The sequence below is a fragment of the Microcoleus sp. BM001215392 genome (assembly GCF_036700185.1).
In the GTDB taxonomy this organism is placed as follows: domain Bacteria; phylum Cyanobacteriota; class Cyanobacteriia; order Cyanobacteriales; family Microcoleaceae; genus Microcoleus.
In genome coordinates, this window is the sequence record NZ_JAUBOJ010000214.1 from 1 (window position 1) to 12,558 (window position 12,558).

A 12,558-nucleotide genomic window follows, 5' to 3' on the forward strand; every position below is an offset into this window, starting at 1 on the left:
GTGGACTTTAGTCCGCAACATACTGCGGACTAAAGTCCACACGTGGGTTCCTTACTTATGACGGTCAATCGACCGGACACGATATGATTAGTTTGAGTTAAATATGCTAAAATATCCAAAAACTATGGTAATTAAGTGGACAAACTTCAGACAGAAATAGAGGCAATTTCCTCTGAGATTGAGGCCTTGCGCCGCGAACGCCAACAGCTTAGCACTGGCGCGATCGCCCCAGCGGGGGATTCGCCCCAAGCCATCGCTGATGCTTACCGCCGTCACGCGAGGGAAACAGCACAAGTGTCGGCAGAAGTCAAGGGAATAGATGATGCGATCGCAGCTCTGTCTGCTCAACTAAATCAAAAACAGCAGCTATCGGTAAACTTGCAAAGAATCAGTCCGATGGAGCAGCAAGTTGAAGAGGGAAGAGAGCTCGCTCGCGGACACGCGCAACGGATTAACGAACTAGCGGCTCAATTGGCCGAAGAAGTGAAGCAACTTAAAGCAATTGCCGACCAAATTAGCCCCAGCTACTGGCAGGTTTATTACAAGCCTTTTATTACGGGTTTTAAGAGTATTTCTGTTCCCTACGTGCGATCGGACGGGGATGTTTGGACTATTGTCAATCGAGTAGTGTGAGAGGCTGCGGGAGCAGAAATTGGAACCACTCAAAACATTTTTTCTGTCCCTATTCCTCTAGATCAACCCCGCAGCAGTTGCTTAATCGTACCCACCAATTCCTGAGGGTGAAACGGCTTGGCGATGTAAGCGTCGGCTCCTTGTTTCATTCCCCAGTAGCGATCGAACTCTTCGCTTTTGCTCGAACACATTACCACCGGCAAATTCTGAGTTTTGGGGTCACTTTTGAGCCGGCGACAGACTTCGTAGCCGTTCATCCGGGGCATCACGATATCCAGAACAACTAAATCCGGGCGGTTGGCTTTGATTTGCTCTAGAGCTTCTACGCCATCACTAGCTACCGTGACGTTGAGCCCCCTACCTTTGAGCAAGTCGGCGATCATCTCCCGCAGAGTGACGCTATCATCAACAACCATAACTGTACTCATAGAATAATCCCTACCAAGTTTCTGGGTTGAAACGTTCACATTAACGTTTGCATTAACGTTCACCTTCAAAGGTGTCTTTGCCTGATTGAGATTGCGCTCTGCTAGATGTAGTTTACCCACTTTTGCTGATTTCCCAATCATTTTCTAAATAATTATCGCGAAATTTAAAGATCCGCGCAATCTCGGTTGACACACGAGGCTCTGTCCGTTAGTCTATCATTTTCTTTCTCAAATGGTACTTTTGTCAAAAAATGAGGGTGCAGTTTGGTTGTGCGTTTGGGGTCGAGGAGGGCGGCCGGGCGCCGCCTGCATCAAAATTTGTCTAATTTTGATTTTTTGTACTCATAGCCGATAGTTTTTGGTCGTAGAGCGTCTCTAAACCGATCGGGTCCTGGCGATAGGTGCGAGTGGATTTTTTGCTACCGTTAGCCACTATTCCCAAGACGCAAGCTCCAGAAATTTTTAATTCTTCTAAAACTTTGCGAACTTGCGATCGGTCTGTTTTGGCCAATTGCACGACCATAATCGTAGCGTCTGTGTGAGCTGCGATCAAGTGAGCGTCTGCCAAGCCTGCTAGCGGCGGGGTGTCATAAATCACTAAGTCAAAAAATGCTTGAAATTGCTCCATCAGATACAGCATTTTTTTGGAAGAAAGCAGCTTGATCGGATCGGAGGGGATTTGGCCGGCGGTGAGTACGAATAAATTGTCTTGGTTGGGCGCTCGCACAATCGCGTCGTTGAGGCTGAGTTCTGTGGAGATGGCATCGCCCAGGCCACGCACGTTCGGAATCCCTAGTTTAGCGTGCAGTTGCGGGCAGCGCAAATCGGCATCGACTAACAAAACTCGCTGTCCGACTGCGGCTGCTGTGGCGGCCAGGTGCAAAGCTACTGTAGATTTTCCGTCTTTTGCTTCGGCTGAACTCACTAAAAGCGATCGCAGCGGCCGATCTGCACTCAGTAAGTGAATGTTCGTGTAGAGCGATCGAAATGCTTCTAAAAATGGATAGTCCAAGTCGCTGAGAATATTTTTCCCGGGCTGCATCGGAACAGTGGGTGTAACTAACAGCGGTTCGAGAACTTCTACTCTTGACTTCGAGTTCGATCGAGCTGATGTAAGTTTTCTGGGTCTGGCGGTTGGTCGGCGCTTATTCTTTTTGGTAAACGGAATCACCCCGAGCACGGGCAATCTTGTGGCGGTTCTCGCTGATTCTGGAGTGTGGAAAACAGTGTTTAGCACCTCTATAAGCAAGCCGATTGCTATGCCCAGCAGCCCGCTTAAAATTACTGCCAGCGCTAACTGTTTTTTGGTGTGTTTGACGGTAGCTGCGATCGGTTTGCCGAATTTGTCGATCGGAATTTCCGGCGGATTGATCAGCACCCAAGGAATTTGCTGCTGAGCCGCATCGATGCGCAAGGCTTCTCGTTTTGCCAAGAAGTCGGACAGACTCTTAGTAACTACTTGCTGTTCCCGCTGTAAATTGTCGTACTCCCGCGTTATTACTGAAAAATTTCTAATTTTTTTGTTAACGTCATTTTGCGAAGCTGTCATGGCGCGATCGCGCGCTTCGAGTTCTTTGATTTGGGTCTCTAAATTTCCCATCACCACTTCTCTTGCTTGCTGAGTCGCGGTTAAAATCAGTTCTTCGCGACTTTTTCGCAGCGCTATCACTGGTAAACTGTCTTCTCTGTACTGAGCTAATTTCATTGACAAATCCGAGTCTATTTTCTGGATTTGACCTAACAGTCCACCGTAAGCTTGTCCTTGGGTCATCAGCAGACCTTGGGGGTTATTTTGTTGGAGTAATTTTTCATAGCTTTGGTAGAGGTTGCGCATCCCTTTTATTTGTACTTGGATTCCTACTTGCTGCCCCCGAATGCTTTGAGATTGTTCTGACAGAGATTTTCCTTCGAGCTGCGGGTCAAACAAGTTGCTCTGCTGCCGCAGTTTTTGGACTTGCAGTTGCAGAACTTCGACTCTTTCTCGCAGCTTGGGCAGCTCCATATCGATAAATTTAATGCCTTGATTAATTCCGGTCAGCCGCTGCTGTAAGCTGTATTCTAGATAAGCTTTAGAAACCTTATCCAAGACACCGTAAATTTTATTTTTGTCTGTATCTTTGTAGCGAACTTCTAAAATTTTTGTGCCTTGCTGTTTGCCATCTTTTGTGTAGCTGAGGCGGTTGATAGACAGTTTGGACATCAGTTCGGTGTAGGTCATGTTGGAATGCCAAATTCGCAAGTCCTTAACTACTGGCTCCATCATTTTGGGACTCCGCAAAATCCTAATTTGGGTTTCGTAGTCTACTAAACTAATTCCTTCTATATTAATTTTTGCTAAGTCGGCAGCCACCGTATTGTCTAATTGTTTGGAAAGCAAACCTTCTGCGGTAGCAGGTTCTACTAATAGGGAAAAATAACCTTCATACTCGAGGGTGATTTTTTTAGCCGTCAGGAAGATCGCTGCTCCTGCGAGGGCGCTCAAACTAACGGTTACTGCCACCATCACCGGGAGACGGCGGCGCAGGACGCCTCCGAGCCATGACAAGTCTAGCTTTTCTTCGTCTGTCTCCTGGACGAACTGATTTCTGTAATTTTGATGAGAGAATTCCGGCAGTTTGCCATTTGACTGTGGTGTGAATGGTTTGTAATCTTGTCTGCTATCCATATTCAGCCTGGGTATTTTTGATGTTAATATTTTTGAAGCTGCCGCGCTGCCACTATGCAATCCTATTATGCAAGTCTATTCTAGCCTTTGCCAGGAATTATCAAGTTGGCGATCGGGATTGTTACCGGAACAAAGATCGGAGAATGCTGAGAAAATTTAACACTCCCGTAGCTGGCCCGACAGGCGAGACGATATTGTTGATGCGGTCTAGGAAGTTCACGAGACCGCTGCGGGAGATGATAATCATGTCGTTGTTGCGAAGTTGGGGATTGAGTTCTTCGTTAATTCCTTGAGTTAAATCGACTTCGATCGTCCGTTTAGTAGCTGTACCGTCCTGATTGACGCGGACTAGCTCGACACTCTTTCTTTGAGCTCTGGTATTCCCGTAGCCAAAAAATCCTCGGGAAATCAAAGCTTGATTCAGGGTGGCATTAGCTGGCAGCCTCAAGGGATCGAGGGATGTTGTGACTTCTCCTACTACGAAAATGTTAATGCCGGGGGGAGCAAAATTAGTGTTCGCCAGTACGCCAGCTTCTGCGGGGTTGACTATGGTGGCTTTGGGAACGACGATCGTGTCTCCCTGCTGCAAGATGGTATCTTGGCTGGCGTCGCCGGACTCTAGGAACTGCCACAAATTGACTGGGATAATTTGTTCGCCCCTTCTGGTGATCCGGCGCACTTGGATTTGTCGAATGTCGGCTTCGGAGGTGATACCGCCGGCTAGCTGAATGGCGCGGATGACGGTGGGGAAGCCTTCTCTGCTGAGGTCGCTTGTGGTGTTGCCGCCGATGACTACGTAAGCCCCCGGGCGGGTGACTTGGCCGACGATCGAGATCGATCGCGGTTTTTCTGGCGGCGGCGAAAAGTTGGCCGTCGCAAATCGGCGGGCTTCTGCTTGGTTGAAGGTGGCGACTGTGGGAATGACGATCGTATCTCTGTCCTGCAAAATGATGTCTTGAGAGATGTCTCCTTCTTCTAAGAATTTCCACAGGTTGACGTTGAGCACTCGCTCCGTGCCGTTTGCTTGCGGGCGGCGGACGCGGATGTTGCGGATGTCGGCGACACCGGTCACGCCTTCTGCGAGTCTTAGGGCTTGGGTGACGGTGGGATACTGTACGCTGGGCGTTACGCCCGGGCCTGAAGTCAGGGTGATGATGAAGTTACCAGGCCTGGTAACTTCTCCGATGACGCCGACGTTGAGGGGGCGGGCGGCGACAAGGCTGACTGTTACTACGGGGTCTTTGAGAACGCGGCGGTAGGCGTTGCGGATGACGTTGGTGGCTTCTACTAAGCTCAGCCCGCGGATGGAAATCAGACCGATCAGCGGCAGGTTGATCGAACCGTCGGATAGGACTTCGTAGCCGCGGGTGAGGTCTGGTACTTCGAGGACTTCGATGAGGATGCGATCGCCGCCGCCGAGTTTGTAGCTTTCGACCGATCGTCCGACGCTACCAGATGGGGGTGTGCTGGCGCCGGGCCGCAATCGAACTTGCGCCGCCGAAGATAGGGGAAATCCCGCAACCATGACGGTGGTCGCGATCGCGCACCAAGTCAAACTCAAGACTGGCGCGGTGATTTGTTTGGGAAAATCGGCGTTAATCACAGGCTACCTATTTTCTTTTGGGCTACTTCATTAGTCTAATCTCTCACCCTTCAAATGCCATCTGATAGATATATGTTTCCCCGAACCCAGAGCGCCCTCACACAAGGGTTCAAGGGCAACATCCCCGGGCAATTTAGATAATTTTCCGCCCAAAATTAAATTTTCTGTCACCTCCAAACCTGCTGCCCGAGTCAATCGATTTTAGATTTGAGATTTGAGATTTTAGATTGAAGCATTGACCCCACGGATGAATCCGGGGGCTTGTTTCATCGGATACAGGTTTTTTATTTCTCCACGGATGAATCCGGGGGCTTGTATCCTGGATGCTTTCGGTCAGTTATCCTGCTGGCCCTATCTGTCGAAAATGTCATCTCATGTCTGTTGAGCTTGCTGCGGGCGAGCGATCGACAACCGCCTGAGTTTCTTGTTAATTTGGTGGAATCAGCCCGCCGCTGACTTAATATTTGTCTCACCAAGGGTATAATTTCATGGCAAGAATGATTCGGGAGCTAATTTTTGGCAATACTTACTTGTTGTATTTATTTGTCTCTGTGGCAGTAATTAGCACAATTTTAATCTTTCAGTTAGCTGCACAAAAAAAAATAGGTTTGCTCTGGGAAAAATGGTTTGCTGTTGCTTACGTATTCATATCTCCCCATGTCAACCTGCCTCCATTTAACTACCTACATTTTATCAATCTTGCTGAGCCAGGTGACAGTAACGTCGCCAAACTTCCCTGGATTTTTTATCCCTGGATAATGTTTGTTTTGTCTGGGAGATTTATTAGTTTTTTCAAAAATCAATTTGTCGAAGCCTTATTATTTTTAATTTCAAGAAATCTAGGATTTTCCCTATATTGTTTGCTGCCAATAACTTCCACACTGTGGTCGCTAGTTCCCGAAATTACGCTCAAAACTGGGATGGCATTTACAGGTTTTACGATTTTTAGTTTTTATCTGGGCGCACGATATGAGTGGGCCGAATTATCTTCGTTACTGCGGTGGGGCTATACCTCGCTCGGCATAATTAGCGTTTTGCGGAACCCGAGTATAGGATCTGAATTTGCCGGAATTACTGGCCACAAAAATGCTTTCGGCAGCCTCATGGTTACGAGTACAGCACTTTGGTACTTGCACTATTCCCAAGGTGCTAAAACTCAGACAGAACGCTGGATATCTCTGGGATTCATGTTTTTTTCATTTTATTTGGTGAGAGCTACTAGCTCTGGGGGTTCTCTAGTTAATAGTTTGATGCTCATAGTTGTAGTGTCATCTTTAAGTATTTTGAGCAGGTTAAAATTTCAATGGGCTTTTACTTGCATTGTCGGGTTTACGGTCTTGGGGATTATTACCAGCGTTTATATCATAGACAACTTAGAGGCGATTGTGGTCGGGGGACTAGGAAAAGATTTGACGCTGACGGGGCGAACGGAGTTTTGGCCGCAATTAATCGCGGCGGCCAATCAGCGCCCTTGGTTTGGCTATGGATTTGATGGGTTTTTTCAGCAAGACGAAATTGGCCAGCAAACTCCCGCTTATTTCATATATACTGCCAATGGCTTTCAACCCAAAACTGCTCACAACGGTGCTATATCAGTATTGCTATCTTTCGGTTATCCGGGACTGATATTAATTTTAATTTCCCTATTTACTAATTTAATTTTGGCAGTGCGACAACTGAGCCGCAGCCCGCTGTCTGAATCGGGAATACCGATTATTTACTTGGTGTTTATAATCTTGAATAACATTACTGAAGGATCTATCGGTGAGCTGGGGGATGTTTGGCTTGGTTACGTGTTAATAACAGTTAGACTCTGTATCGATAGTAGCAGATATCAATCCAACAGCCGCGGCATTGACGGAGGGGATGTGCCACAGCCCATGCACCCACGTTGAATCCCAATTAAGTTGCAGAACTTGAAAATCCAGAGAACTATGATGTACCATATGAATGAGTCTGGTTTTGCAATTATTCCCCAGCCATCGAAAAGTATATTTATTTCTGATAAGGACTTCAAAATTTCTGATGTTAGATAAGCTAACTGCGCTAAGTCAAAAGCTCGGCGCCGGTCTGGGGCTGTTAATTGACAATCTGGTCGGGCTGCTTGACCGAGGTTTGCAGGTGAGTTTGGGGCTGTTTGTAGGGGTGTGGGTGGCTCGCTATCTAGGCCCAACACAGTTTGGGTTGTTAAATTATGCGATCGCCCTTGTGTCTCTGTTTGCTTCTGGGACGGCGATCGGATTGGGTACTCTGGTAGTGCGGGATATTGCTCGCGATCCCGAATGCAAAGAAGAGGCTCTGGGGACTGCTTTTATCATACAACTGGTAGGGGGAATGATTACTTTACTGCTGTCGGTGAGCGCGATCGCCATACTAAATCCAGACGACAGTTTAACTCTGACATTGGTAGTGATAGTCTCCGCCGGAACGATGTTTCAATCCTTTGAAACCATCAATTTTTGGTTTCAGTCGCAAGTTCAATCTAAGTATACTGCGGTTGCTAAAAATTCCGTATCTTTACTGATAGCAGGCATCCGCATCGGATTGATTCAACTGGGAGCACCGCTGACGGCTTTTGCGTGGACGACATTGGCAGAGGTGGCTTTGGGGGGATTGGCGATCGCCCTGGTTTATCAAAGCAGGGGTAATGACTTTAAGTTGTGGCTCTTTAGCTGGCGGCGCGGCAAACAAATGCTGGTAGAAAGCTGGCCGCTGGTACTGTCTAGCTTGGCAGTTTTCGTCTATTCTAAAATTGATTTGATTATGCTCGGTGCTTTTGATAAAACTGAGTTGGGATATTACGCAGTTGCTGTTAGAATATCCGAATTTTTCGATTTTTTACCGCTAATTATCGCCTCTGCAATTTTTAGCAAACTCGCACAGTTAAGACAAAAAGATTATGGCGAATACCTAAAAAAATTTCAGATTTACTCGGATGTCATGTTATTTTTGTGGTTGGGAGTCGGGGTGCCAATTAGCCTGCTGGCTCCTGTCATTGTCCAGATTCTTTACGGCGATGGATATGCAGCTTCCGGCGGGCTGCTGTCAATTTACATCTGGACTCAATTTGGCACTAACTTCGGGATAGCGAGAAATACCTATTTTGCACTCGAAGGTCAACTGCGATACAATCTTTACTTGACGGTAGCAGGAGCAATTTTTAATATAGTATTGAACGCTTTACTGATTCCTCAATATGGAGCTGTGGGAGCAATAACGGCAACTTTAATAACTTATTTTTATGTAACTATTTTAGTAAATTTTTACATCAAACAATTAAACCCGTTCGCCAAAATAATTATGGGTTCGTTAAATTTATATAAAGCAGCTTCTCGGCTGCTCGGGGCGATCGGCTGATTCAAAGAAAACAAAGCCTGCCGCACCGCTGGCATAATCACGACGCTGGCTGTGCGGCAGTCAAACCGTCGAAAAAATATCAACCATCATAATATGTAGAAAATTTTCAATAAATGTTTAATTATTACCAAAGGTTATGATAGGATTTGAAAAATCCGGGTGGTTAATAGATTCTCGAACGCGCCAAAAAATATTTATTTACTATAAGGACTTAAAACTTTCTGATGTTAGATAAACTAACGGCGGCAAGTCAAAAACTCGGGCCAGGTGTGCGTCAGGTACTCGTGAATCTGGCGTGGCTGTTCACTGACCAAATTTTGCAGATGGGTCTGGGTTTGATGGTAGGGCTGTGGGTGGCGCGCTATTTAGGACCTGCTCAATTTGGCCTGCTCAACTACGCTCTTGCCTTTGTGTCTGTCTTTAGTTCCGTAGCAACAATGGGATTGGGCAGTATCGTCATCCGCGATATCGCCCGCAATCCTGAATGCAAAAACGAAACGCTGGGGACTGCCTTTGGGATGCAATTTACTGGCGGCTGCATCACTCTGTTTTTAACTGTCACCGTGATTTCGCTCTTCAAGCCTGACGAGAGTTTGACTCGCTGGCTGGTGGGTATCATCGCCGCCGCAACGATATTTCAAGCTTTTGAGGCGATCAATTTTTGGTTCCAGTCCCAAGTCCAGTCAAAATATACCGTGTTAGCCAAGAATTCGGTATCTTTTTTGGTGGCCGCTGTCAGAATTGGATTGGTGACAATTAAAGCCCCCCTGCTGGCCTTCGCCTGCATTAGATTGGCAGAGGTGGCAATGGTAGCAATCGCTTATGTATATTTTTATCAGTTGACCGGTAATAAAATTAAGGATTTGCGATTCAGTTGGGCCCGGGGCAAGGAACTGTTGCTGGAGAGTTGGCCGATAATGTTGTCTGGATTGGCAGTTTATGTGTACTCTAAAACCGATCAGCTCATGCTGGGTGCAATGGATAAAAATACAGAACTTGGATATTATGCGGCGGCTGTTAAAATCTCTGAAGTCTGCGATTTTTTGCCGATGATTATATCTGCCTCTATTTTTCCTAAATTAGCAAATTTGAGAGAGAGAAATTATGAAGAATACCTAAAAAAATTTCAAATTTATTGCGATACTATGATGCTTTTCTGGTTGGGAGTAGCCATCCCGATTTCATTACTTGCTCCGTGGATAGTGAATTTGCTTTACGGTGACAAATATGCAAATTCAGCAGCGGTACTGGCAATCTATGTCTGGGCGCAATTTGGGAGTAACTTTGGAGTAGCGCGGAATACCTATTTTACGATCGAGGGTCAGTTGCGCTACAGTCTTTACTTGACGGTAGTGGGCTCATTTTTAAACGTGAGTTTAAACTGGTTGTTGATTCCTAAATATGGAGCTTTTGGTGCTACGGCTGCTACTTTGATTACTTATTTTTATGTAATTATCTTAGTCAATTTCTTGATTAAGGAATTGCGCCCGTTTGGAAAATTTATTTGGCGATCGCTTAACTTGTACAATGCCGTGTCTCGGTTGATAGGATTAGTAAAATGATTGAGATTAAACCCCAGATTCAGCATAAATCTAACTGCCCCACATCGGGGAAGATTCTGCATCCAGAAAAAATTTTGTGGCAGGGTATGCACGTTTGTGTTGAATCGAGGTCGAAGGACTCGGGTAGTGAAATAATTGATGTCTTGAGAGTCGGTCACAGCAACAACCACTCGCTGCAACTCGATCTCAAAAAAGCTGATATTTTTTCTAGTAACAGTTACGCTAAGGAATGGTTGGGAAAACCGTTATTAAATTCACTGCAAAATCCTCGCAGCGAACAACTTGAAATCACCAAAGAAATATTCAAGCCGTGCCAGCGGGCGATTATTTTAAACTGTATCGACTTTCTTTACGGGCACTCGCTGTTAAAGTTGCTGAACGCCCAAAGACACTTGGAGTGCAACCCCGACTGCGGGTTAGTGGTAATAGTGCCTAAGTTCTTGAGGTGGATGGTTCCCGATGGAGTCGCTGAAGTCTGGACGGTACCTATTTCTTTGAAAAACGGGCGCGATTATTATCTCAAGTTCGCCTGTTTTGTTGAAGAAGAAATGAAACGTTTCGAGCAAGTTTATGTCAGCGAAGCCTATTCTCACCCGAGTCAGTTCGACATCACTAAGTTTACGAGAGTTTCCAAGCACAACTTTGAGGGAGAAGACACAAAAATTACTTTTATTTGGCGGGAAGACCGCCTGTTTGTGAACAGTTTGCTGTTCCGAGTTCTGAGAAAGCTGAATTTGCTGTCATGGGGGCTGGCTGTACAAAATTGGCAGGTGCGGCGGTTGTTTGAGGGAATTCGATCGCGCATACCCTCTGCAACATTTGCGGTGGCAGGTTTAGGCACAAAGACTCAGTTTCCCGAATGGATTGAAGATTGTAGGGTTGAGAGGTTTAATGAAAAAATAGAGCAGGAAATCTGCGAAATTTATGCTAGCAGCCGTTTGGTAATCGGACTGCACGGCTCTAATATGCTGTTACCTTCGGCTCATGCTGGGATGACAATGGATTTAATCGATGAACGCTGGGGCAACTTTGCACAAGACATTATCTATCAAGAGAGCAACCCCAAAATGGCTGCTTTTCGCTATAGATTTTTGCCCTATCAGACGAACACTGATACACTGGCATTCATAGCGGCTGTGATGGTTGAGACTTTTGATGAGTTTAAATCCCACATGACTGCTGATATTATTAATTAAAATGGTGGAGGATAGCAGGAAAAGATGACGAACTCTAAAGCCATAGTAACGCTGGTAATTGGCCAGAAACATTGGGACAACTGGCATAGTTTGTGCCAAGAAAATTGGCAAAAGTATGCCGATCGCCACGGATATGATATTATTTGTATTTCACAACCTTTAGATGATTCTGAACGGGCGCAAAACCGATCGCCCTGCTGGCAAAAGTGTCTGATTCTCGGTGAAGAATCAGTCCAAAAATACGATCGCGTAGTCTGGGTAGATGCAGACGTTTTGATCAATTGGGCAAATGCTCCTTGTATTGTGGAAGGGGTGGCTGTTGATAAAGTGGGTGCGGCTCCAGAATGGGCAACACCGAACGAACAGCTATCTGCTGAAGCTAGAGACAGATTGTTTGAGACATGGGGAATTACCGACGAAAAAAACGAGCGGGATACTTATGCTAAATACGGTATTCCAGCCGAATTCGATCGCATTGTCCAAGATGGTATTATGGTACTGTCGCCGTCTCACCACCGCTCGATTTTAGAAAAAGTTTACCGTGAATGCGAAGAAACAGGATTCGGTGAAATGCCTTGGCTTTCTTACGAACTGTTAAAAGCCGATCGCGTTCAATGGATCGATCCGCGCTTCAGCACTGTCTGGAGCGTCCATAAAGCCTTGTATTACCCATTTTTGCTGCCAAAACCGCACACAGAATCAAGTTTGCCAGCTCGCGCTAAAAGCAAACTTTTAGCCAAAGGGGTGCCGCCGTGGTTGGTAGACAAACGGGCTAGCGAATGCGCGACGACGGCTTTAATCAATACTTTCTTTCTGCACTTTGCGGGGACTGCGGGTGAAATGAGACTGGTAGACTTAGAATCTACTTCTTGGCGCGATTTGCGCTCGGCTTAATTTTTGACAGTAGACAGTAGACAGCTTGCCGCTCGTTGGATCGAAGGGTTGACTGTTGAGGGCGACCTCTACCCTTAAGTCGGAGGATTGGAGTAATGAATAGTCTGATTTTAATCGATCGCGATCGGGGGGGCGGGCTTTAAACCAATTCTTTCTGGTAAATACTCGGGAATGTTTTTGTCCGAAACTAACTTGGCATACAATCATCAAAATAGTAGAG

The 12,558-nt window shown here is 46.2% G+C and carries 9 protein-coding genes; 6 read left to right on the forward strand and 3 right to left on the reverse strand.

All coding sequences use genetic code 11. The features are described from left to right. The first annotated feature begins 135 nt into the window (after positions 1-135). The gene (locus QT974_RS21075) at positions 136-633 is read left to right on the forward strand and encodes a hypothetical protein (RefSeq protein ID WP_333470372.1); all 498 of its coding nucleotides are present in this window, start codon (positions 136-138) and stop codon (positions 631-633) included. A gap of 62 nt (positions 634-695) precedes the next feature. Here QT974_RS21075 and QT974_RS21080 read toward each other — a convergent pair whose 3' ends face one another. The 3 genes from QT974_RS21080 to QT974_RS21090 all read right to left on the reverse strand — a co-directional run bounded on the left by QT974_RS21080 (position 696) and on the right by QT974_RS21090 (position 5,329). Continuing rightward, on the reverse strand, positions 696-1,061 hold the full coding sequence (locus QT974_RS21080) for a response regulator transcription factor (protein ID WP_039886668.1): 366 nt from the start codon (positions 1,059-1,061) through the stop codon (positions 696-698). 322 nt (positions 1,062-1,383) lie between these two features. Then, positions 1,384-3,726, reverse strand: a complete 2,343-nt coding sequence (locus tag QT974_RS21085) for a GumC family protein (RefSeq protein ID WP_333470373.1) — start codon at positions 3,724-3,726, stop codon at positions 1,384-1,386. 121 nt (positions 3,727-3,847) lie between these two features. Beyond that, entirely contained in the window at positions 3,848-5,329 is a 1,482-nt protein-coding gene (locus tag QT974_RS21090) for a polysaccharide biosynthesis/export family protein (RefSeq protein WP_333470374.1), read from the reverse strand. Between the two features lie 488 nt (positions 5,330-5,817). On the opposite strand from QT974_RS21090, the gene QT974_RS21095 reads away from it, so the two are divergent. From QT974_RS21095 to QT974_RS21115, 5 genes are all read left to right on the forward strand, one after another. Next, positions 5,818-7,224: an O-antigen ligase family protein gene (locus QT974_RS21095; protein ID WP_333470375.1), complete on the forward strand. Its 1,407-nt coding sequence runs from the start codon at positions 5,818-5,820 to the stop codon at positions 7,222-7,224. A gap of 130 nt (positions 7,225-7,354) precedes the next feature. Beyond that, the gene (locus tag QT974_RS21100) at positions 7,355-8,686 is read left to right on the forward strand and encodes a flippase (RefSeq protein WP_333470376.1); all 1,332 of its coding nucleotides are present in this window, start codon (positions 7,355-7,357) and stop codon (positions 8,684-8,686) included. Positions 8,687-8,910: 224 nt separating this feature from the next. Further along, entirely contained in the window at positions 8,911-10,248 is a 1,338-nt protein-coding gene (locus QT974_RS21105; protein WP_333470377.1) for a flippase, read from the forward strand. Further along, positions 10,245-11,444 (forward strand): hypothetical protein, encoded by a 1,200-nt coding sequence (locus QT974_RS21110; protein ID WP_333470378.1) that lies wholly within the window; start codon positions 10,245-10,247, stop codon positions 11,442-11,444. The genes QT974_RS21105 and QT974_RS21110 overlap by 4 nt, the downstream gene beginning before the upstream one ends. A 24-nt stretch (positions 11,445-11,468) precedes the next feature. Further along, positions 11,469-12,338: a hypothetical protein gene (locus QT974_RS21115; protein WP_333470379.1), complete on the forward strand. Its 870-nt coding sequence runs from the start codon at positions 11,469-11,471 to the stop codon at positions 12,336-12,338. The last annotated feature ends 220 nt before the right edge of the window (positions 12,339-12,558 follow it).

Excerpts from the sequence above, each read along its gene's own strand:
- QT974_RS21115 (WP_333470379.1), top strand. The coding sequence starts at position 11,469 with ATGACGAACTCTAAAGCCATAGTAACGCTGGTAATTGGCCAGAAACAT.
- QT974_RS21100 (WP_333470376.1), top strand. The coding sequence starts at position 7,355 with ATGTTAGATAAGCTAACTGCGCTAAGTCAAAAGCTCGGCGCCGGTCTG.
- QT974_RS21085 (WP_333470373.1), bottom strand. The coding sequence starts at position 3,726 with ATGGATAGCAGACAAGATTACAAACCATTCACACCACAGTCAAATGGC.
- QT974_RS21095 (WP_333470375.1), top strand. The coding sequence starts at position 5,818 with ATGGCAAGAATGATTCGGGAGCTAATTTTTGGCAATACTTACTTGTTG.
- QT974_RS21110 (WP_333470378.1), top strand. The coding sequence starts at position 10,245 with ATGATTGAGATTAAACCCCAGATTCAGCATAAATCTAACTGCCCCACA.
- QT974_RS21080 (WP_039886668.1), bottom strand. The coding sequence starts at position 1,061 with ATGAGTACAGTTATGGTTGTTGATGATAGCGTCACTCTGCGGGAGATG.
- QT974_RS21105 (WP_333470377.1), top strand. The coding sequence starts at position 8,911 with ATGTTAGATAAACTAACGGCGGCAAGTCAAAAACTCGGGCCAGGTGTG.